Source organism: Brevundimonas subvibrioides (genome assembly GCF_027271155.1).
GTDB lineage: Bacteria > Pseudomonadota > Alphaproteobacteria > Caulobacterales > Caulobacteraceae > Brevundimonas > Brevundimonas subvibrioides_D.
The window spans coordinates 2,479,211-2,500,901 of record NZ_CP114542.1; the positions used below are offsets into that span (position 1 = coordinate 2,479,211).

The window sequence follows — 21,691 nt, forward strand, 5'->3', positions numbered from 1 at the left end:
CCCTATCGACGGCGGCGTCCGTCGCGCCAGCGGTCCTCTCCGCGGGGCGTCCGCTGGTCCACATACTGTCCCTGGCCGGTGTACCAGCCATAACCTTGCTGGAACCGGTCATAGCCGGTCGGGCTGTAGGCAAAGTCCTCGTAGGGATCGCCGTAGGCACCATCCATCTCGTCCCACCAGTCGCGCGGATAGGCTGAACGCTGGCACTCGTAGCCCTGGCCGCCCTGATCCCAGTAGGGGGCGTAGCGGTCCTGATAGACCGGGCGATAGGTCGGCCGGCATAGACTGTCGGACCAGACGCGGTTGCCGCTGGCGGTCAGCTGTGCGCGGTATTCCTGCTGGAATACCGCGGCAACGCCGACGAAGATATTGTCGGTGACCACCGCCCGCCCGGAGGCGAGACCGACGCCGACGGTGTCGGCGCGGATACGGCTGTTGGTCAGGCTGAGCTCGCCATTGTACAGCACCACACCCTTGTCGGACTGGCAGATCTTGGAACCATCGATCGTAACCGACGCCCCCTCGATGGCCACCCCCTCGACATAGCCGCAGACCTTGGTGTTCGACACCTCGACCCGGCCATAGTCGCGGCGGGAGCGGACCGAGATACCGATCGAGCGGGGACCATAGTTGTTGGGACTCTCAACCCCGACCAGAGTGGTCGAGTCGATGCGCGAGGGATCGCCGGCGCCCGGCGTCAGTTCGATGCCGGACTGGGCACCGGTGACCACCGTCTCCCACGTCGTCAGGGTCGCGCCGTCGGCGATGATGGCCGGCGCTATGGTCCGGGCGTCGATCACCACATCGCGCAGGTCGACCAGACCACCGTCCGACAGGATGGCCGGCTCGTCCCCGGAGTGTCGGATGCCTGACCGGCTCATGATGACCTGACCGCCATAGTTGACGATACAGGCCGCATCGCCTCCGTGGGGAGACGACAGGACCAGGTCGCGGACCTCGAGCCGTACGCCCGAGGCCACGGTGATGCAGGGCAGTCCGTCGGGAGCCTGGAGGCTGGCGGACGGGTTTTCGTTCCAGCGTCGCGGATCGAACCCGCCCTCGCCGATGAGGGTCAGGGGTTTGTCGATGTTCAGCCAGCCGACACAGGCCCCGCCGCGGGCACGGATGACCAGGGTGCCGCCGGGGCGCACGCGCTGGACCGCGGCCTCGACAGCCCCGGTGCCGGGATTGCCGCCGCAGTCGACCAGGACGATCTCTTCGGAGCCGCCGGGCTGGTGGATCGGCGACGGCGCGCCGTTCCAGCCGGGATGGTGATTGCCATAGGACCAGCGGCGATGGGCACCCGAACGGCTGCGCTGGCTGGCAGGAGGATCCAGCAGCAGGCCAAAGTTGGGTCGGGTCTGGCTTTCGACGCGGGCGGCGGTCTGGGCGGACGCTTCGGGTGCCGACGACAGTGTGACGGCCAGGGCGGAGGCGGCGAGGATCAGCGTCTTCATGTGGTCAGCCCCTCCTAACGGCGCTGCGAGCGGGAAACTTGCGACAGGACAGCCTGCAACCGCGAAGCGGAGGGACCGAAACCCGCGAGCGCCGAATCGATACGGGATGCGACGGCCTCGGCCTTGTCCTGATCCGCGACCCCGGCGACGCCGAGCGCGAAATAGGTCGATACGGCGAATTTGGCCTCTGGCGACCCCTGTTTGTCGGCCTGGGAATACCAGTGGAACGCGCGGGCATAGTCGGCGGGGACGCCGATGCCCTCGGAATACATGACGGCCAGAACCAGCTGGGCCTCGGACGAGCCATTGACGGCAGCGAGCTGGATGGCGCGGACCATCTCCAGCCACGACAGGCGCGAGTCCATGTCGTGGCCGAGCATGGCTTCCAGCGTCTGGATCTGCCGGGTGCTGAGGTCGGCCGGTCGGCTTACGACCGTCTCGGTCACGCCGAGGTAGCGCAGGGCACGCCCCACATGGACAAAGGGCAATTCGGTCATGCGGCCCAGCGCATATTCGTAGGCGTCACCGCGCGGGCGGCTCTCGTCCGAGAAGGGCACACCCGAGGCCGGGGCGTCGTTCGGATAGAATTCGAACGGCGGCACCCACTGGCGCGCCTTGGCCTCGACGAAGGACCCGTATTGCGACCGGCCGGGCGAGGACCGCTCGAAGTCCTTCAGCAGGACATAGGATCCGACATCCCCCGTTTGGGTCGCCAGGTAGTTGTAGAGGTAGGCGTCGACATCGTTGCGGGGAAACAGGGACGCCGCCGAATAGAATCCGCCCCGGCCCTGCCCGCCGCTGGCATTGCGTCCGATCGCCTCGCGGGCTTCGCGATTGTCGGAAGGCTCGCCAAAGGGGCCATAGAGGGCGTCATGCAGACGGGCCAGGGTGCGGAACCCCTCGGCGTCCTGGGTGGACAGGACGTAGATCATGCGATCGCGGACGGCGGCCTGTTCGTCGATGGTCATCTGGCCCAGTTGGCGGTTCAGCCTCTGATAGGCGACGTGGCGCTCCCAGGCCCGGCAGTCGTCATAGCGCGAGCCTGAGCGGAACCCGCCCCAACCCGGGCGATTCACGCGATTGATGGGCGCATAGCCCTCGTCATTTGCCAGCGCCAGGCCGGTCCAGACCGCGCTCTCGATCGGATCCTCGATATTCTTGTCGGTGGCGCGGCTGGCCGCATAGCGCGATCCGAGTTCAAGCTGCGCGAAGAAGTCACCCCGGAACGCTTCGCGCCGCAGCAGGCGCAGACCGGCTTCCTGTGCGTTGAACTCCGAGCCCGTGATCGACTGTGGCCGGGGACATTGATTGGCGGCGGCGTTGTCGGCGCGCCGCCAGAAGGCCGCACCGTTGTCACCGCAACTGGCCAAGGCGCCGGCGGTCAGGGCCAGCAGGGCCACGGCCGACACGACCGCAACCGGGCCACCGAGGCGACGACGCGGGCTTTCGTCATGGCTGGCGTCGCGATCGCGCATTCCCCTCATCCCGTTCCCTGCCAGCGGATCCACACTCTGACCGCGTTAACCATTTCCGAAACCGGCGCTCCGGTCCAGTGAAGTTCCGGACATGGTTAACAGCGTTCGACGACAAAGCGTTGCGGCAGGCTGGCGGAAATATGGCGCGGCCAAGCTTCGTCCACAGAAAACAGGGGTTTACCCCTTCCACGCGAACCAGTGTCTCGCGGTCGCGACGTCGGCGATCTATATCCGCGTCGCGATCCCGACCTCAGACGGACCCGATTTGATGAGCTATGTCCCGCGCGCCGACCGCCCGATCGACAAGGCCGAGGCCTATCTTGAAGTCGAATCGGAAATTCTGGCGGTTCTGGAGGGCGAGACGGATCGGGTGGCCCGCATGGCAACGGTCGCATCGATGCTGGCAGACGCCTTCGACGACTATTTCTGGACCGGCTTCTACGTCGTCGATCCGGCCCGGGACCGCGAACTGGTCGTCGGCCCCTATCAGGGCACGCTGGGCTGCCTTCGGATCGCTTTCGGGCGAGGCGTGTGCGGAACGGCAGCGGAGACCCGACAGACCCAGATCGTCCAGGACGTCCACGCCTTTCCGGGCCACATCGCCTGCGACGGGCGTTCGGAGAGCGAGATCGTGGTCCCGGTGTTCGACGCCTCGGGGGTCCTGATCGCGGTATTCGACGTGGACGCGACGACGAAGGCGGCGTTCGACACGATCGATGCGCAGGCGCTGGAGCGGCTGATGGCCAGGGTTTTCGGAGCAGACGCTTGAAGGCCCCGCTGGTCCGCAGTGTCCTTTTTCTGCCGGCGTCAAACCCACGGGCGATCGAGAAGGCGCGCGGGCTGAACTGCGACCTGGTTGTGCTGGATCTGGAAGACGCCGTCGCGCCCGATATGAAGGCCGAGGCCCGCGCGGCAGCCGTCGATGCAGTCCGGGCAGGCGGATTTCGCGGCCAGGTCGGGGTGCGGGTCAATGCGCCCGGCACCGCATGGGGCGAGGCCGATCTGGCGGCGCTGACAGGAGTCACCCTGGACTGGATCGTGGCCCCCAAGGTCGAGGAGGCCGGGACCGTCGATGCCTATGAGGCGCGAATGGCCGAGGGCGTTCGCCTGTGTGCGATGATCGAGACCCCTCGCGCCCTGCTGGACCTGCGCCGGATCGGGGCGGCGGGCGGTCCGCTGGGGGCCTTGATGCTGGGCGTCAACGATCTGGCCAAGGCGCTGGGAACCGGCCAAGCACCGGACCGGGAGCCGCTGAAGCCCTGGCTGGCGGCGACGGTGGCGGCTGCGAAGGCGCATGGGTTGCTGGCCATCGACGGCGTCTTCAACCGGCTGGACGACGCAGAGGGTCTGGCGGCCGAGTGCGCCCAGGGGCGTCTGTTTGGCTTCGACGGCAAGAGCCTGATCCATCCAGAACAGATCGACACCGCACACGCGGCCTTCTCACCCACCCCGGCCGAGGTGGCGGAGGCCCGGGCTGTCGTCGCGGCTTTCGCTGCCCCCGAGGCCGAAGGCAAGGGCGCGATCCGCGTGAATGGGGCGATGGCCGAGCGCCTGCATCTGGTCCAGGCGCAGGCGTTGCTGGACCGCGCGGCAGCGTGTGGGTAGGAACGCGCCTTCGCTCGCGTGTCGCGGCCGATGAACGGGCCAGCCGTCGAAAGTGCCTGAGTTGCAAACACCCCCCCTTCGCCGCGCCTGGGTCTGCTCGCCCGGCATATGGGACGTGCCGTTCCTGAGGACGTTTCTTGACGATCTGTCGCTGCGGGCCAGCCCGCTGGCACCGGTGGAGACCGTTGTCGGTTGGGGTCTGAAGCCATCATCCCGAAGCGGACGCCGGCGCGCGGCACAAACAGGACTGCCCTATCTGGCGCTGGAGGACGGATTTCTGCGCTCCATCGGCCTGGGCGAGACCGGGGCGGCGTCGGTCAGTCTGGTCGTCGACGACCTCGGTATCTACTACGACGCGACGCGGCCCTCGCGGCTGGAGCGGTGGATCGAGACGGCGGATGACTGGTGCGACGCCGCCATGCGGATACGGGCACGGGCGCTGATCGACCGGATCGTCGAGACGGGAATTTCCAAGACCAACATGGGCGGGCCGCTGGACCGTTCGATCCTGCAAGACCGGCCGCGCATCCTGCTGGTCGATCAGACCGCGGGCGATGCCTCCATCGCCTGCGGTCTGGCCGGGCCGGAGAGCTTCGCGGACATGGTACGCACGGCCAAGGCCGAGCACCCGGACGCCCAGCTGATCGTGAAACGGCATCCGGCGGTGGCCGCGGGCAAGAAGAAGGGATGCATCGTCGAGGCGGACCTGGAGGGCACCACGGTCCTTGACGCCGATGTGTGCCCGGCCGACCTGCTGGCCGAGGTCGATCAGGTCTGTTGTGTGACCTCGGCCCTGGGGTTCGAGGCCCTGATGCGCGGCCTGCCGGTCCGGTGTTTCGGGGCCGCCTTCTACTCGGGCTGGGGCCTGACCACCGACGACGTCACGACCGGGCGGCGGGGCCTGGCGCGCGACATCGAGACCGTCGTGGCGGCGGCGATGATCCGGTACCCCCGATACGTCGATCCGGTCACCGGCCGCCGATGCGAGGTCGAGACGGCACTGGAACGGCTGGTCTCCCTGCGCGGCCGCGCCGAGCGACTTTCCGGATACTGGGCCGGGGTGGGGTTCTCTCCCGCCAAGCGGCCGCCTGTCCGGCGGCTGCTGAACGGCCCGCGCACGCGGCTGAGCTACTTTGGTAATCCGGTCAAAGCCGAGCAGAAGGCACAGGCCAGGTCGGGGCGGCTGATCTATTGGGCCGGCAAGGAAACGCCGGAAATCGCCGCGGTGGCGGCGGCGACGTCCGTGCCGGTTGTGCGGATGGAGGATGGCTTCATCCGCTCACGGGGGCTGGGCTCCGACTTCTTCGGCGCGCTGAGCGTCGCCCTGGACGACCAGGGCGTCTATTACGACCCGACCGGCCCGTCGCGGCTGGAGACCCTGATCGAGGGTGGCGGACAGTCACTGGACCTGCTGGCCCGTGCGGCGCGGCTGAGGGCGCGGGTCGTCGAGGCGGGGCTTTCGAAATACAATCTGGCAGGTGCCGCGGCGCGGCCGGACTGGCCTGCGGACCGGCGCAAGGTGCTGGTCGTGGGTCAGGTCGAGAACGACAGGTCGATCCTGAAAGGCTGCGGCGACATCCGCACCAACTCGGGCCTGGTCGCAGCGGCACGCGCGGACTTTCCCGAGGCCTTCCTGATCTATCGCAACCACCCCGACGTGATGAATGGCAACCGGCCGGGGAGGCTGGATACCTCGGCCATCCAGGCGGTCGATGCGACGGCGGACGGGCTGGACATCGTCGACTGCCTGGACGCCTGCGACGTGCTGGCGACGCTGACCTCCCTCTCCGGGTTCGAGGCACTGCTGCGCGGCAAGGCGGTGGCGACCTATGGCCGGCCCTTCTATGGCGGCTGGGGCCTGACGACGGACGCCATGACCTTTGAGCGGCGGACGCGGCGAGTTGGTCTGGACGCGCTGGTCGCCGCGGCCCTGATCGAATACCCGATCTACGTCACGCCGGAGGGCTGGCCCTGCGAGGCGGAGGATCTGGTCGAGGCCCTGATTGCGGCGCGGAACGATCCGCCTCCGGCCGCGCCCTCGAACCAGATCGCCCGCTGGTGGAAGGGCATCAAGGCCAGTCTCGACCAGCGACCGCCACCGGCCTATTGAAGCACATCAGATCGACCCGAGCGGACGCCAAACGTCCCTCAAGTAGCGAGCCTCCGCGAGGCGAGCGTTAGGGACAACCACTTGCCACACGCTGTTATCGCCGCCACCGGACTGTTCACCCCCGAACAGTCCATTTCCAACGCCGAACTGGTGGAGGCCTATAACGCCTGGGCCGAGCGATGGAACGCCGCCCATGCGGGCCAGATCGCCGAGGGCGATGTCGCGGCCCTGACGCCGTCGTCGGAGGCCTTCATCGAGAAGGCGTCGGGCATCAGGAGCCGGTTCGTCCTGGACAAGGCGGGCATCCTGGACCCCGAGCGGATGGCTCCGCACCTCGCCGAACGGTCCAACGACGAGCTGTCGATCATGGCCGAAATGGCCGTCAAGGCGGCGCGGCAGGCGATCGAGGCCTGGGGCAAGCCGGTCAGCGAGATCGGCGCGGTCCTGTGCGCGGCCTCCAACATGCCCCGTCCCTATCCAGCCCTGGCGGTCGAGATCCAGCAGGCGCTGGGCATCGAGGGCTTCGGCTTCGACATGAATGTGGCCTGCTCCTCGGCCACCTTCGGTATCAAGACGGCGGCCGACTTCCTGGCCAACGACCCCACAAGGGCCGTGCTGATGGTCAATCCGGAGGTCTGTTCGGCGCACCTGAACTTCACCGATCGCGACAGCCACTTCATCTTCGGCGACGTCTGCACCGCCGTGATCGTGGAGTCGTCGGAGACGGCCGGGCCGGGCGGCTGGGACATCGTGGGTACGCGGCTGAAGACGGTGTTCTCCAACAATATCCGCAACAATTTCGGCTTCCTGAACCGCTGGGCCGGGGAGACGGGCGCGGCCGTCGGATCGGACCGCCCCGCTGGCCAGCAGGACGACAAGCTGTTCATCCAGCAGGGCCGCAAGGTCTTCAAGGACGTCGTGCCGATGGTGTCGGACATGATCGTCGACCATGCGGGCGATCTTGGTCTCGACCCCACGGCCCTGAAGCGCCTGTGGCTGCATCAGGCCAACATCAACATGAACTCGATGATCGGCCGCAAGGTCCTGGGCCGCGACCCGACCGAGGCCGAGAATGTGATCATCCTGGACGAATACGCCAACACATCCTCCGCCGGATCGATCATCGCCTTCCACCTGCACAACGACGGGTTCGATGCGGGCGAGACCGGGCTGATCTGCAGCTTCGGGGCCGGCTATTCGGCGGGGACGGTCTTCGTCCGGAAGCGCTGATCGCTCCGGCCATCACGAATAGATGAGCCACCGAACACAGGGATGGCTTGCACTTCCGGTCGCAGTCTGTGACGTATCGGCCACCAAGACACCGAGCGGCACGGAGTCCCTTGATGAGCGCAGCGCCCGCCAAATCCCCCGGCTTTCTGGAATCGCTCGCGCGGGACGTCGCGCTGGTGCTGAAATCGCTTGGCGGATCGGCCCATCAGGACACGGTCATCGACTGTGTCAGGGCCCTCAAACGCTCGCGCGGCGAGCCGGTGACCCAGGACCTGGGCCCGGCCATCGTCCAGGCCTTCGAGGCGTTTTCGGACTGGTTTGCCCGACCGTTCGGTGACGGATCGCGGCGCTGGGCGCTGATCGCCGAGCCCACCTGACGAATGCCTCGCCCCTGCTGTGGACGGGGCTTCATCTTCTGTTCTCGACGGCGGTGCCGCCTGCGACCCGATCCAAGTGCGAGCCGGCGAGGGTCCTACCGATCCTTCTCGCGCTCCACGTTCAGCGCCGCCTGCGCCGCCGCCAGCCGTGCGATCGGCACGCGGTAGGGGCTGCAGCTGACATAGGCCAGGCCCACCTGCTCACAGAAGGCGATCGAGGCCGGGTCCCCGCCGTGCTCGCCGCAGATGCCCATCTTGATGTCCGGACGGACCGCCCCGCCCCGTTCGGCCGCGATGCGGATCAGGTCGCCGACGCCGTCCTGGTCCAGACGGACGAAGGGGTCGGTCTCGAAGATGCCCTTGTCCAAATAGGCCTGCAGGAAGCGGCCGGAGTCGTCCCGGCTGATGCCGAACGTCGTCTGGGTCAGGTCGTTGGTGCCGAAGGAGAAGAATTCGGCGTATTCGGCCAGGTCGCCGGCGCGCAGGGCGGCGCGCGGCAGTTCGATCATGGTCCCGACCAGGTAATCGACCGTGTCGCCGGCCTTGTCGAACACGTCCCGGGCCGTCCGATCGGTCAATTCGCGCAGATATTTCATCTCCAGACCCATGGCGACCAGCGGGTGCATGATCTCCGGGATCGGGGCCTGTGCAGCCGTCTTCTTCACCTCCAGCGCGGCCTCCAGGATCGCGCGGACCTGCATTTCATAGATTTCGGGATAGGCGACGCCCAGCCGGCAGCCGCGGTGGCCGAGCATGGGGTTGGTCTCGTGAAGTTCGCGGGCCCGGCGCTTCAGCTTGGCGGCGTCGATCCCGGAGGTGGCCGCGAGCGCGTCGATGTCCTCGTCGGTGTGAGGAATGAATTCGTGCAGCGGCGGATCCAGCAGCCGCACCGTGACGGGCAGGCCGGCCATGATGGTGAACAGCTCGACGAAGTCCGATTTCTGGAAGGGTTCGATCTTGGCCAGCGCCGTGCGGCGACCGGCCTCGTCGTCGGCCAGGATCATTTCGCGCACGGCGGCGATCCGGGCCTCGTCGAAGAACATGTGCTCGGTCCGGCACAGGCCGATGCCCTCGGCCCCGAAGCCGCGCGCGGTCCGGGCGTCCAGCGGGGTCTCGGCATTGGCGCGCACCTTCAGGCGGCGGACCTTGTCGGCCCAGGCCATCAGGGTCTGGAAATCGCCGGTCAGCTCCGGCTCGATCATCGCGACCGACCCTTCGAGCAACTCGCCCTTCGAGCCGTCGATGGTGATGATGTCGCCCGCCTTGAAGGTGCGACCGTGGGCGGTGAAGGTTCCGGCGTGCTCGTTGATCGACAGGGCGTTGATCCCGCACACGCAGGGGCGACCCATGCCGCGCGCGACCACGGCCGCGTGGCTGGTCATGCCGCCGCGCGCCGTGACGATGCCGCGCGCCGCGTGCATGCCGTGGATGTCTTCGGGGCTGGTTTCCTCCCGGACCAGGATGACGGCGTCGCCCAGCTGACCCAGCCGCTCGGCCTCATTGGCGTCGAACACGATCCTGCCGGTCGCGGCACCCGGGCTGGCGGGCAGGCCGGTGGCGATCACGGAGCGGGTCGCGTTGGGATCCAGGGTCGGGTGCAGCAGCTGGTCCAGCGCCGACGGCTCGACCCGACTGATCGCCTCTTCCTGCGAGATCACGCCCTCTGCCGCGAGGTCGACGGCGATCTTCAGCGCCGACTTGGCGGTGCGCTTGCCGTTGCGGGTCTGCAGCATCCACAGCCGGCCCTGTTCGACCGTGAACTCGATGTCCTGCATGTCGCGGTAGTGGGTTTCCAGCTTGCCGACGACGTCGACGAACTGGGCGAAGACCGTGGGCATGGCCTCTTCCATGGAGGGGGCGGTCTCGCCCATCTCCTCGCGGCCAATCCGGGTCAGCGATTGCGGCGTGCGGATGCCGGCGACGACGTCCTCGCCCTGGGCGTTGATCAGGAACTCGCCGTACAGCCGCGCCTCGCCGGTCGAGGGGTTGCGGGTGAAGGCCACGCCGGTCGCCGAGGTCTCGCCCATGTTGCCGAACACCATCGACTGGACGTTGACGGCCGTGCCCCAGCTTTCGGGGATGTCGTGCATGCGGCGATAGAATTTCGCCCGGTCGTTCATCCAGCTGGCGAAGACGGCCGAGACCGCCCCCCACAGCTGTTCGTGCGGATCCTGGGGAAACGGCTGGCCCAGCTCGCGCTCGACCACGGTCTTGTACGCTGCGACGACCTTTTCCCAGTCGGCGGCTGACAGGTCGGTGTCGACGGTGACGCCGAGGCGGTCCTTGTGGTCGTCCAGCACCTCCTCGAAGTCGTCGTGGGACAGGCCCAGCACGACGTTGGAATACATGGTGATGAAGCGGCGGTAGGAATCGAAGGCGAAGCGGCGGTCGCCCGACAGTTTCGCCAGCCCCTCGACCGTCTCGTCGTTGAGGCCGAGGTTCAGCACCGTGTCCATCATGCCGGGCATGGAGGCGCGGGCGCCGGAGCGGACGGAGACCAGCAGCGGGTTGGACGCATCGCCGAAGGTCTTGCCGACCACGGTTTCGACCTTGGCCAATCCTTCGGCGACCTGGTCATGCAAACCGTCGGGGTAGTTCTGGCCACTGGAATAGTAGTGGACGCACGCTTCCGTCGTGATGGTGAAGCCCGGAGGAACGGGCAGCCCCAGGGACGACATCTCCGCCAGATTGGCCCCCTTGCCCCCCAGCAGGTTCTTCATCGACGCGTCGCCATCGGCGGACCCGCCGCCGAAGCCGTACACCCACTGTGTCATCCATAGTCCCCTGAGGTCGCGTCGAGATCGGCGGGTAGGCCCCGCTCGGTCGGCCTGACTAACGCGCCCGGCGCGCGAAGGCGAGACCGGGATGTAACAAAGGGTGATGAGGAGGGTTGGTTCCGTGCTGAACCCTCTCCCAGAGGGAGAGGGCTTGAGCGCATGAGCGCGCAGCGATCATCCTTGCGCGAAAGGGTGAGGGGTCATGCCCTCACCGGTTCGCACCTTAACCCCTCACCCTTTCGGCTGGCGCATCGCTGCGCTCCGCGAGCCTCAAGCCCTCTCCCGCCAGGAGAGGGTCAGCCGGAAACCTGCCCGAAGTCCGCCACCCGCCCCATGACGTCGCGCACCTGGCCCAGCAGTTTCAGGCGATTGTCGCGTTCGGCGGGATCGTCGGAGTTGACCATCACATCGGTGAAAAAGGCGTCGACGGGGGCGCGGAGGCGGGCCAGTGCCGTCATGGCGGCGGCGAAGTCCTCGGTCGACAGAGCCGTGTCCACGGCCGAGCGGGCCTGTTCGACGGCGAAGGCGAGTGTCGTCTCGGCCTCAGGCTGGTTCGGCAGGCCGGTCTGGACCATGCCGGTGGGGACCTCGCCCTTCTTCGCCTCGGCCTTCAGGATGTTGGACGCGCGCTTGTAGCCGGCCAGCAGATTGGCCCCGTCGTCGGCGGCGAGGAAGGCGTCGAGCGCCTCGACGCTCGCGATGAGATCGACAGGTTTGAAGCCACTTAAAGTCCGTCCAAAAGCAGCTCGAACGATTTCGATATTGGTGCCGCGGTCACGGAGAAAGACCTCCAACCGATCGCTGAGGAAGTCGAACGTGATTGAATCTAGAATCGGTGCCACCTGCAAATAGGTGGCTTCGGCCATGTTTGGCATTCGCTTGATATGGTTGAAGAGCAGATCATTGCCCCTCAGTTCGATCGGTACATTCCCCGCCTCGATTAGCCGGATCACCCCCAGCGCCGCCCGCCGCAGAGCGAACGGGTCCTTCGAACCCGTCGGCTTCTCGTCGATGGCGAAGAAGCCGACGAGGGTGTCGAGCTTGTCGGCCAGGGCGACGGCGACCGTCAGGGGCGCGGTCGGGACCGTATCCGCCGGGCCTTGCGGCTTGTAGTGATCGCGGATGGCGTCGGCGATCCGGTCACGCCTCCCTTCCCCCTCGAGGGGAAGGGCTCTCGCGTAGTAGCCGCCCATGATGCCCTGCAACTCCGGGAACTCGCCGACCATCCCGCTGGCCAGGTCGGCCTTGGCGAGGCGGGCGGCGGTTTCGGACTGATCCGGGTCGGCACCCACGAGCGGGGCGATCTCGCGGGCGAGGGCGGCGATGCGATCGACGCGCTCGGCCATCGTGCCCAGTTTGGCGTGGAAGGTGACGCCCTTCAGTTTCTCGTTCCAGGCGTCGAAGCCGGTCTTCCTATCCTCATCCCAGAAGAAGCGGGCGTCGTTCAGGCGGGCGGACAGGACGCGGCTGTTGCCGGCGGCCAAGGCCACGCCGCCGTCGGAGGCCTCGACATTGGCGACGACGATGAAGTTGGGGGCCAGCTTGCCGGTCGCCGGGTCGCGGACGGCGAAATACTTCTGGTGCACTTTCATGGACAAACGGACCACCTCGGGCGGCAGGTCGAGGAACTGCGGGTCCATGTCGCCAAGGATCGGCGTCGGCCATTCGGCGAGGCCGGCGACCTCCTCCAGCAGGCCGTCGTCGTCGACCAGTTCGAGCCCGCGCGCGTGGCAGGCGGCGCGGGCGGCCTCGAGGATCTTCAGCTTGCGGTCGGCCGCGTCCAGCAGGACGAACTGCTGTTCCAGCTTGGTGCGATAGTCGGCGAAGTCCTTCACCGCAAACGGCTGGCCCGACCCCATGAAGCGGTGGCCCTCGGTCACGTCGCCGGATTGGATGCCGTCGATCTCGAACGACACCACGGCCCCGTCGAACAGGGCGATGATCCGCTTCAGCGGGCGCACCCAGCGCAGGGTGCCGGAGCCCCAGCGCATCGACTTGGGCCAGGGGAAGGCGCGGACGATCGCGTCCACGGTCTCGGCGATCACCGTGGGCGTCGGGCGGCCGACCTCATTGATGACGGCGAACAGAACGCCGTCGCGTTCGGTCAGCTGGTCCCGCGTCAGGCCGGTCTTGCGCAGGAAGCCCTCCAGCGCCTGTTCCGGCGCATTGGCGCGCGGGCCCTTCAGCTCTTCCGAGCGATCCGGGGTGGCGGCGGGCAGGCCCTCGATCACCAGCGTCAGGCGGCGCGGGCCTGCGTAGGTGGTCAGGGCGTCCCAGGTCAGGCCGGCAGCCTTCAGCCGTTCGCTCGCCATGCGTTCGAGGTCGCGCGCGGCCCCCGCCTGCATGCGGGCGGGGATCTCTTCGGAGAACAGTTCGAGAAGGAGTTGGGGCATCAGGCGGATCGCTTGCGTTGGATCGACAGGCTTAGGTCGCGCACAGCGCCTGTCTCGTCGGCATAGAAGCCGATCACGATATCGAATGGGACGGCGCTAAAGGCTGCGCCCTGAATCAGATCGGCAAAACCGGGGCCGACCACAAACTGAGCGTTGACGCCGTGTTCATGCAAATCCGCGTTGCCCATCGGGGCATCTTCGTCAAAGGGGGCCGCGAGAAATGACCCGGAAATGGGGCAGCCCTTCTCACCCGCCAGATCGAAGGTTGAGCTGAAAGCCCATTGCACTTCGTGGGAGGCGGTCTTGCTCATGGGGATGTAGAGTTGGTCGTTGCCGATGATCACGCCGCCGCCGATCGGCTCGACACGTCTTGGCCGACGCTCCGCAAGCGAGACGATGACATCGTCGCTCACGCCCCTGCCCTTTCCTGCTGGACGTAGGCCAGGGCGCAGGCCTTGCACAGGTCGCGGATGCGGCCGATGTAGCTCTGGCGTTCGGCAACGGCGATGGCCCCCCTCGCGTCCATCAGGTTGAACAGGTGCGAGGCCTTCAGGACCTGGTCGTAGGCGGGCAGGACCAGAGGCTGACCCTGCGGCCCGGTCATGGCCAGCAGCCGCGACGACTCAGCCTCCATGTCCTCGAACCGGCGCTTCAAGCCCTCGACGTCGTATCCGTGGAAATTGGCCTGCGACTGCTGGCGCTCGTTCTCCAGGAAGACCTCGCCATAGGTGGTGCCGTCCCTGGTGAACTTCAGATCGTAGACGTTGTCGACGCCCTGCACGTACATGGCCAGACGCTCCAGCCCGTAGGTCAGCTCGCCCGAAACGACGTCGACCTCCAGCCCGCCGACGCCCTGGAAATAGGTGAACTGGGTCACCTCCATGCCGTCGCACCAGACCTCCCAGCCAAGGCCCCAGGCCCCGACGGTGGGGTTTTCCCAGTCGTCCTCGACGAAGCGGATGTCGTGCAGGGCCGGATCGATGCCGATGGCCCGCAGCGAGCCGAGATACAGTTCCTGAAGGTTCTCCGGGTTCGGCTTCAGAATGACCTGGAACTGGTAGTAGTGCTGAAGGCGGTTGGGGTTCTCGCCATAGCGGCCGTCGCCGGGCCGGCGGCTGGGCTGGACATAGGCGGCCTTCCAGGGCTTGGGCCCGAGCGCACGCAGCACCGTCGCCGGATGCAGGGTCCCCGCTCCCACCTCGATGTCATAGGGCTGCAGGATGGCGCAGCCCTGATCCCCCCAGTAGCGCTGGAGCGTGAGGATCAGATCCTGGAAGGCGAGCGGTTCGGCCACGGCAAGTCTTTGGGCAAGGAGAAAGGCGGCGGACCCTAGGGTCTGCCGCCTTCCAACTCAACTCACTGCGAAGGTGAGATTACGACTGCGGCGTGGAAACCGGAGCGTCCGTCTGGCCGTCGACCGGCGGCGGTGTGGTCTCGCCATCGGTGGTGGCCGGGTCGTTGTCCATGTCATCGCCCGTCATGGTCTCGTCGGTCGGGGGCGTGGCTTCATCCATCGCCGCGTCGGCGGGCGGTGCCTCCGTGGTGGTGTCGTCAACGGCGGCAGCTGCATCCTCGTCGGCGTCACCGGCGGCGACCTGGCTGTCGGCGGGGTTGAGGACGCGGTCAATGGCGAAGATGGCACCGTTGGAGGCTTCGATATCGGCCGTGGTCACGGTCGCTTCATCCACCTTGATGGCCGATCCGGTGCCATCCAGCTGGACCTGGGTGCGAGCGGCCGTTTCGACGCCACCCTTGGTGCCCTCGATCTGGCTGGAGTTCACGTCGGCGACGACCACATGATACAGCAGCAGCTGGCGCAGCTCGTTGACGTTGGCCGGGTCCATCAGACGGGTCCGGTCTTCCTCGGACAGCGCCGCGAATGCGGCATCGGTCGGGGCGAAGATCGAGATCGCGGGTTGGGTCTTCAGGGTGTCCGTCAGCTGGGCGGCCTCAAGCGCGGCCAGCAGGGTCGTGAACTGCCCATTGGACGCCAGGACATCGATCACGGTGTTTGCGGCCGCAGGCGTTGCGGCCTGGGGCGGCGCGACGGCTTCATCGGGAACCGTGGCAGGAGCCGACCGGGTCGGGGGTGCGGCCGGAGCCGTGGCGTCCTGGGCGAAAACGGAGCCGGCACCGAACAGGGCGATGGCGGCGGTGGCGGTCAGAAGGCGAGTGCGAAGCATGTCAGTTTCCTTTTCAATGCTGCACGGACCAGCGGGGAGGAATTGAACGCGGCCCGTAACTGAGTGTTACGAGGCATAAGAAGCCTCGACACCGTCTGCGGGTTCCATTTCGGATAGAGGCCTGTTCAAACAATGCGAAGCGTCCGGTCAACTTGTGACCATTGCCTAGCGGAGGTCGGCACGACGCCGTTACATGGCCTTATTGTCTAGCGACTGGCCGCTTTACAGCCCAGTATACAGGCAACGGTCCAACCGGGGCCATTAATACTGCCAAGCTTCCCGGCCGCCTGTCGCGCTTCGGTCGCGCTGTCGAACAGGCCGAAGACGGTGGCACCGGATCCGGACATCCGGACGAACCGCGCACCCGGCTGGGCGGCCAGGTCCTGCAAGGCGATCGCGATAGCCGGCTCAAGCCGGGTGGCAGGAGCTTCCAGATCGTTGCGCGTCCGGGCCAGCCAGGCGATGACGGTGTCCGGACTCCAGTCGGACGGCGGATGGGGACACACGGCATCGCCCGACGGATCGGCATCGTAGGCGCGATAGACGGCACCGGTCGGCGACGGGCGACCCGGATTGTAGAGAACCGCGTGCAGGGACGGGACCTGGGGCGCCTCGGTCAGGCGTTCGCCGATCCCTTCCGCCCAGGCCGGGCGCGCGCGCAGACACATGGGGCCGTCGGCCCCGACGACACGGGACAGGTCTTCGAGCGCGGACCCGGACAGGCCGAGGCCCAGCGCCTGATTGGCCAGATGGAGCGCCGCGCCCGCGTCGGACGAGCCGCCGCCCAGACCGGCGGCAATGGGCAGACGCTTGTCCAGGGTGACGTGCAGCGGCAGGTCACTCATGCCCCGGTCGGCGGCCAGGGCCCGCAAGGCCTTCAGGATCAGATTGTCCCCCTGCCCGTCCAGACCTCCGGCGAAGGGACCGGTCACGGTCAGGGACAGCCGATCGGCCGGCTCGACCGAGACGATGTCGCCGACGTCGGCGAAGGCCACCAGGCTGGACAGGGGGTGGTAGCCGTCCGGCTGCACCGCCCCGACGTGCAGGAACAGATTGACCTTGGCCGGGGCCAGCCGCGTCAGGATCGCCAGATCAGCCCCCGGTCGGCGGCGCGACGTCGGTCAGGCCCTGTTCCAGCTTCTTTTCCACCTCGGCCCTGCGTTCGGCGTCGGGGTCGAGCGTCAGGACGCGGTTCCACTGGAAACCGGCCTCGCGCCGCCGTCCGACCTGCCAGTAGGCGTCGCCCAGATGGTCGTTGATCTCGGCGTTGGCGGGCTCCTTGGCCACAGCCTGTTCCAGGGTATCGACGGCCGTTTCATACTGACCCTGGCGATACTGGGCCCAGCCCAGACTGTCCTGGATATTGCCGTCCTCAGGATCGGCGGCGTGGGCGCGCTGGATCATGGCGGCCCCCTCGGCAACGCGGGTGCCCTTGTCGACCCAAAGGTAGCCGAGATAATTCAGGAACGACGGTTCGTTCGGCTCGGCCTGAAGAGCGGCCCAAAGTTCGCCCTCTGCCTCGGGCACCCGGTCCAGGGATTCATAGGCGACGCCCCGCAAGAACCGGACATTGGCCGATTGGTCGGCGGTGTTCAGAAGCGGGCCGTTCAGCACCGTCAGCGCCTCTTCCCAGCGTTCCAGCTTTATCAACTGACTGGCGATCAGGCCGGCGATACGGGGATCGGAGGGCGTCGCCCCCTCGGCCTGACGGAAGGCGACGAGGGCCTCTTCCGGCCTATCGGCCTTGTCGAGCGTCAGCCCCAGAGCGACGCGGGCTGCGGCATAGACGGCCGGATCCTCCTCCGGCACCGCCTGCAGGGTCGCCTGCGCCGGGCCTTTCAGATTGGCCTGGGAGAGCATCGAGCCCAGGCGATAGAGCGAGGCCGGATCGCGATCGAGATTTAGCGACAGACGCAGATAGACGACCGCAAACTCATTGGCTCCCTCTTCCGAGGCTTGCTGGGCGGCGATGGTCAGGGCTTCGGCCGCGCCTTGGCGAAGGCTGGGGAGTTGAGGTGCCCGACCGCCCGTGGCGGCACGGGCAAGGGCAGCGGTCAGGGCGGGATCTGTCGCTCCGGCCGCCAGACCCGCATCATAGAGCGCCAGGGCCTCCTCACGACGGCCGCGTCGCTCAAGGAAATTGCCGTAGGCGACGCGGAACGTCCCGCCGATGCGGGCGTCCTCTGCCAGAGCCTTCAGGACGACCTCGGCCTCGTCATATCGCCGGCGTATCTCAAGCAGGCGCGCGCGGTCGTAGCGGCCCAGAAAGACGATCAGGCGATCGGCGGTGGGATTGGGCTCGGCCAGCGCGGTTTCCCAGTCCCCGGCGGCGGCGGCGACCCAGGGCGCGATCAGGGCTCCGGCGCGCGCATGGGGCGCACCGATCGGATGGGCCTTCAGCGCGGCGTTCGCCTCGCGCGCCTCACCGGCACCCAGCTTCTGCACCACCGAGACCAGGACCCCGGCCTCCGAAATCACCGGTGAAACGCCTGCATCCGGCGAAATGCGCGCGGCCAGGTTCAGATCGCCAGCCAGCAGTGCGGAGGTGAAGGCCTGCTCGCGCACGATCGGCTGTTCGGGGGTCAGGCTCTCGACACGGGCCATCAGATCGGCCCCTTCGGCGGACTCGCCCGAACTCAGGGCGGACCGGCCCGACAGGTAGAGGCCATAGGCGCTGCGGCCCTGGGCGTCGCGCGGGGCGGGCGACCAGACGCGAGGGATGGCCTCGATGGTCGGGGCGGAGGGTGGAGAGGCGTTTGCCCCGTCCACGATCAGGGGGGGCGACGACTGGGGAGCGACGACAATGTTCGGTCGGCGCGGGGCCGGGTCGGATACGGCCGGCGCGTTCTGGGCGGCCGCGGCTCCAGCACTGGCAAGGGCGATGAAGGAGACCGAAACGAGAAGGATGCGCATGGATATGAACGTCGCGAGTTTGTGGCCCGTCCGCAAGGGGGAAGAGAATGCGGGGTCAGGCCGCCGTTGCCTCGGCCAGGTCGGCGAGCCGCCGGGCGGCGTCGGGGATGGCGACGGAGCGGGCTGCGGCGCTCATGGAGGACAGGCGGGCCGGGTCGGCGAGGACGGCTGCGACGGCGTCGGTCATGGACTGCACCGTCACATCATCCTCCAGGATCATCCCGGCGGCATGCACGTCCGTCAGCAGTTTCGCATTCAGACGCTGGTGATCGTCGGTGGCGATCTTCAGCGGGATCAGGATCGACGGCATGGCCGCCACCGCCAGCTCGGCGCAGGTCGAGGCCCCTGCCCGGCCGATGACCAGATGGGCCTGCGACAAACGGCCGGCCATGTCGCGGAAGAACGGCGCGACCTCGGCATCGATCCCGGCCTCGAGGTAGATCTGGCGGGCGGCTTCAAGGGTTTCGGGGCGCGACTGCTGCTGAACCTTCAGGCGACGACGGATGGCGTCCGGCAGGGCCGCGAGCGCGCGGGGCGTGGTCTCCGACAGGATACGAGCCCCCTGACTGCCGCCGGTGACCAGGATGCGGATGGGACCGTCTCCGGGCGGGGCGTAGGCGCGGTCATAAAGGGCGCGAATGTCCGCGCGGACGGGGGCGCCGACGACGTGGCTGCGGGCCTTCAGGGCAGGGCTGGCCCGTTCCAGCGTCGGAAAGGATGAGGCCACATTGCGCACATAGGGGGCCAGGATGCGGTTGGTGCGACCCAGAACGGCATTCTGTTCGTGGATCAGGGTCGGGCGCTTCTGGAGGATCGCCGCCAGCAGGGCCGGGGCCGACGGATAGCCGCCGAAGCCGACGACGACATCGGCGTTCAGACGGGTAAAGGCAGAGCGCGCCTGCTGCACGCCGCGCACGATGGCGACACCCGCCTTGACCAGGGCGATCGGGCCGGAGCCGGTGGCAGCGTCCAGCGCCAGGCGTTCCTCGGCCGGAAAGGCATGGGCGTACTGCTCGCCCCGATGGTCGGTGGCCAGCACCACGCGCCAGCCGCGCCCTGCCATCTCGCGGGCCAGGGCCTCGGCGGGGAACATATGGCCCCCGGTACCCCCGGCGGCGACGACGCAAAGTCTGCTCATGATCGCGGTGTTAGCCGACCCCTCTGCCTTCGTCATCCTGCCCGCCAGAAGTTCCGCGCCATGATGTCCCGTTACGCCACGTTCATTTGACCGCAACGCACCGCCCTCTATGGTCAAGCGTGGCCGACGTGGCCGCTTGATCGGACCGCCGCCTCCCCATGAAGCAGTTCTTCCTGACCGTGCTCGGTGTCTTTACCGGCCTGATCCTGTTCGTCGTCGTCCTGCCCATCGTGCTGATCGTCGGCGCCGCCGCATCGGCCAAGGAGCCGGCGACGCCGGTCAATGCCGTGCTGGAACTGGACCTGCGTGAAGGCCTGACCGATCAGGCTTCGACCAATCCGTTCGCGGCCTTCGGCGGCGGCGGGCTGTCGGTGATGCAGATCGTCGACACCCTGGCCCAGGCCGAGAAGGACAGTCATGTCAAAGTCCTGCTGATCCGCCTGCCGGAAGCCGGGATCAGCCCCGCCTCCGCCGACGAGATCCGTCAGGCCGTTCGCCGCTTCCGCGCCTCGGGAAAGCCGGTCATCGCCCATTCGCAGGGCTTCCAGCCGGTCGGCACCGTGATCTCCAGCTATATGGTCGGAGCCTCGGCGTCCGAGCTCTGGATGCAGAATACGGCCAACTTCCAGGCCACGGGTTTCTCGGCCGACTCCGTGTTTCTGGGCCGCGCCTTCGACAGATATGGCGTCCGCGCCGAGTTCGAGCAGCGCTACGAGTACAAGAACGCCGTCAACGAATACACCCAGTCCGACTACACCGGCCCGCACCGCGAGGCGATGACGGCCTGGATGACGTCCATCTATGACAGCGCCATCGCCAATGCCGCCTTCGACCGGAAGGTGACCGCGGCCGCGCTGAAGACCACGATCGAGGCCGGGCCCTATTCGGCGCCCCAGGCCCTGTCGGCCAAGCTGATCGACAAGATCGGTCAGGTCGAGGAGGCCGAGGCCGAGGCCCGGCGTCGCGCCGGGAATGGATCCGACATCCTGGAGTTCGGCGACTACGCTTCGTCCAAGGGCGAGCGGACCGGTTCGGGCCGCGACGCCATCGCGATCGTGGGCGGCGAAGGGGCCATCGTCACCGGCACGGGCGGCGGAGGTGGTTTTGGCGGCGGATCCTCGATCCACTCCGACGATACGGCCGAGGCCATCTACGACGCCATCGAGGACAAGTCGGTCAAGGCCATCGTCTTCCGGGTGTCCTCGCCGGGCGGATCTCCCGAGGCATCCGAACAGATTCTGGCCGCCGTCCGCGCGGCCAAGGCGGCAGGCAAGCCGGTCGTGGTCTCCATGGGGGACTATGCCGCGTCGGGTGGATACTGGATCAGCTCGGAAGCCAACTGGATCGTGGCCCAGCCCTCGACCCTGACGGGCTCCATCGGCGTATTCGGCGGCAAGTTCGTGGTGTCCGAGGCCCTCGGCCGCTTCGGCGTCGATCTGCGCGGCCTGTCGGTCGGCGGCGACTATGCCGATGCCTTTGCGCCGAGCCGGAGCTTCACCGAAAGCCAGCGTGCCGCCTTCTCTGCCTCGATGGACCGAACCTATGAGGAGTTCGTCCAGCGGGTCTCGACGGGTCGTCGCCTGCCCATCGCCCGCGTTCGCGAAATCGCGCGTGGCCGTGTGTGGACGGGGGCGCAGGGCAAGACCCTGGGTCTGGTCGACCAACTCGGCGGCCTGACCGAAGCAATCGGCAAGGCGCGGGAGCTCGCCAACATCCCGGCAGACACCTCGATCCGCTTCAAGCGATTCCCCGCGCCTAGCTCGCCCTGGGAGGCATTGTCGTCCGCCTTCGGCGTGCAGTCCGAGGCCGCGCAGGCTCTGGTCACGCTGGGCGGCGTCATGTCCGACCCCCAGACCCGCGCCGTGCTCGATCGCGTGGAGATGGACCGGATGCGCAGCAGCGGGGCCTCGGTCCTGGCTGACCAACCCCTCTGAGGGCCGCGACACACTCGCCCGTGAAGCGGTCGGTCATTGACGGTTCATCTCTATGGACCGACATTGGGATTCTGGCGTGCCTATCGATCTCCCCCGGGC

At 67.6% G+C, this 21,691-nt stretch carries 16 protein-coding genes; 6 read left to right on the top strand and 10 right to left on the bottom strand.

Features of this window, described 5'->3' with window-relative positions; genetic code table 11:
* Positions 1–2: 2 nt before the first annotated feature.
* A complete protein-coding gene (locus O3139_RS12540) occupies positions 3–1,457 on the bottom strand; it encodes a hypothetical protein (RefSeq protein ID WP_269514387.1) in 1,455 nt (484 codons plus the stop codon).
* A 14-nt stretch (positions 1,458–1,471) separates the two neighbouring features.
* On the bottom strand, positions 1,472–2,941 hold the full coding sequence (locus tag O3139_RS12545) for a tetratricopeptide repeat protein (RefSeq protein ID WP_269514388.1): 1,470 nt from the start codon (positions 2,939–2,941) through the stop codon (positions 1,472–1,474).
* Between the two features lie 259 nt (positions 2,942–3,200).
* Between O3139_RS12545 and O3139_RS12550 the strand changes: the two genes are divergently transcribed.
* The 5 genes from O3139_RS12550 (at position 3,201) to O3139_RS12570 (ending at position 8,254) form a co-directional block, all read left to right on the top strand.
* The gene (locus O3139_RS12550) at positions 3,201–3,701 is read left to right on the top strand and encodes a GAF domain-containing protein (RefSeq protein WP_269514389.1); all 501 of its coding nucleotides are present in this window, start codon (positions 3,201–3,203) and stop codon (positions 3,699–3,701) included.
* Positions 3,698–4,537 (top strand): HpcH/HpaI aldolase/citrate lyase family protein, encoded by an 840-nt coding sequence (locus O3139_RS12555; protein WP_269514390.1) that lies wholly within the window; start codon positions 3,698–3,700, stop codon positions 4,535–4,537. The genes O3139_RS12550 and O3139_RS12555 overlap by 4 nt, the downstream gene beginning before the upstream one ends.
* A 52-nt stretch (positions 4,538–4,589) precedes the next feature.
* Complete coding sequence (locus O3139_RS12560; RefSeq protein ID WP_269514391.1) at positions 4,590–6,647, top strand: capsular polysaccharide biosynthesis protein; 2,058 nt, start codon at positions 4,590–4,592, stop codon at positions 6,645–6,647.
* An 81-nt stretch (positions 6,648–6,728) separates the two neighbouring features.
* Positions 6,729–7,877, top strand: a complete 1,149-nt coding sequence (locus tag O3139_RS12565) for a beta-ketoacyl-ACP synthase III (protein WP_269514392.1) — start codon at positions 6,729–6,731, stop codon at positions 7,875–7,877.
* 113 nt (positions 7,878–7,990) lie between these two features.
* Entirely contained in the window at positions 7,991–8,254 is a 264-nt protein-coding gene (locus O3139_RS12570; protein ID WP_269514393.1) for a hypothetical protein, read from the top strand.
* 95 nt (positions 8,255–8,349) lie between these two features.
* Here O3139_RS12570 and ppdK read toward each other — a convergent pair whose 3' ends face one another.
* The 8 genes from ppdK to murG all read right to left on the bottom strand — a co-directional run bounded on the left by ppdK (position 8,350) and on the right by murG (position 19,658).
* A complete protein-coding gene (ppdK, locus tag O3139_RS12575) occupies positions 8,350–11,028 on the bottom strand; it encodes a pyruvate, phosphate dikinase (protein WP_269514394.1) in 2,679 nt (892 codons plus the stop codon).
* A gap of 299 nt (positions 11,029–11,327) precedes the next feature.
* A complete protein-coding gene (gene glyS, locus O3139_RS12580; RefSeq protein ID WP_269514395.1) occupies positions 11,328–13,424 on the bottom strand; it encodes a glycine--tRNA ligase subunit beta in 2,097 nt (698 codons plus the stop codon).
* The gene (locus O3139_RS12585) at positions 13,424–13,837 is read right to left on the bottom strand and encodes a hypothetical protein (protein WP_269514396.1); all 414 of its coding nucleotides are present in this window, start codon (positions 13,835–13,837) and stop codon (positions 13,424–13,426) included. The genes glyS and O3139_RS12585 overlap by 1 nt, the downstream gene beginning before the upstream one ends.
* Positions 13,834–14,718, bottom strand: a complete 885-nt coding sequence (locus O3139_RS12590) for a glycine--tRNA ligase subunit alpha (protein WP_269514397.1) — start codon at positions 14,716–14,718, stop codon at positions 13,834–13,836. The genes O3139_RS12585 and O3139_RS12590 overlap by 4 nt, the downstream gene beginning before the upstream one ends.
* Positions 14,719–14,797: 79 nt before the next feature.
* Positions 14,798–15,607 (bottom strand): fasciclin domain-containing protein, encoded by an 810-nt coding sequence (locus tag O3139_RS12595; protein ID WP_269514398.1) that lies wholly within the window; start codon positions 15,605–15,607, stop codon positions 14,798–14,800.
* Positions 15,608–15,813: 206 nt separating this feature from the next.
* On the bottom strand, positions 15,814–16,698 hold the full coding sequence (locus tag O3139_RS12600) for a 4-(cytidine 5'-diphospho)-2-C-methyl-D-erythritol kinase (protein WP_269516485.1): 885 nt from the start codon (positions 16,696–16,698) through the stop codon (positions 15,814–15,816).
* Position 16,699: 1 nt separating this feature from the next.
* Positions 16,700–18,520: a tetratricopeptide repeat protein gene (locus O3139_RS12605; RefSeq protein WP_269514399.1), complete on the bottom strand. Its 1,821-nt coding sequence runs from the start codon at positions 18,518–18,520 to the stop codon at positions 16,700–16,702.
* 55 nt (positions 18,521–18,575) lie between these two features.
* Positions 18,576–19,658, bottom strand: coding sequence for an undecaprenyldiphospho-muramoylpentapeptide beta-N-acetylglucosaminyltransferase (gene murG, locus O3139_RS12610; protein ID WP_269514400.1), 1,083 nt, complete (start codon positions 19,656–19,658; stop codon positions 18,576–18,578).
* Between the two features lie 158 nt (positions 19,659–19,816).
* Here murG and sppA point away from each other — a divergent pair, with 158 nt between their 5' ends.
* A complete protein-coding gene (gene sppA, locus O3139_RS12615; RefSeq protein ID WP_269514401.1) occupies positions 19,817–21,592 on the top strand; it encodes a signal peptide peptidase SppA in 1,776 nt (591 codons plus the stop codon).
* Positions 21,593–21,691 lie beyond the last annotated feature (99 nt).

Bases quoted from the DNA above. Each gene is read 5' to 3' on its own strand.
- O3139_RS12540 (WP_269514387.1), bottom strand. From the start codon at position 1,457: ATGAAGACGCTGATCCTCGCCGCCTCCGCCCTGGCCGTCACACTGTCG.
- O3139_RS12545 (WP_269514388.1), bottom strand. From the start codon at position 2,941: ATGAGGGGAATGCGCGATCGCGACGCCAGCCATGACGAAAGCCCGCGT.
- O3139_RS12550 (WP_269514389.1), top strand. From the start codon at position 3,201: ATGAGCTATGTCCCGCGCGCCGACCGCCCGATCGACAAGGCCGAGGCC.
- O3139_RS12570 (WP_269514393.1), top strand. From the start codon at position 7,991: ATGAGCGCAGCGCCCGCCAAATCCCCCGGCTTTCTGGAATCGCTCGCG.
- ppdK (WP_269514394.1), bottom strand. From the start codon at position 11,028: ATGACACAGTGGGTGTACGGCTTCGGCGGCGGGTCCGCCGATGGCGAC.
- glyS (WP_269514395.1), bottom strand. From the start codon at position 13,424: ATGCCCCAACTCCTTCTCGAACTGTTCTCCGAAGAGATCCCCGCCCGC.
- O3139_RS12595 (WP_269514398.1), bottom strand. From the start codon at position 15,607: ATGCTTCGCACTCGCCTTCTGACCGCCACCGCCGCCATCGCCCTGTTC.
- O3139_RS12605 (WP_269514399.1), bottom strand. From the start codon at position 18,520: ATGCGCATCCTTCTCGTTTCGGTCTCCTTCATCGCCCTTGCCAGTGCT.
- murG (WP_269514400.1), bottom strand. From the start codon at position 19,658: ATGAGCAGACTTTGCGTCGTCGCCGCCGGGGGTACCGGGGGCCATATG.
- sppA (WP_269514401.1), top strand. From the start codon at position 19,817: ATGAAGCAGTTCTTCCTGACCGTGCTCGGTGTCTTTACCGGCCTGATC.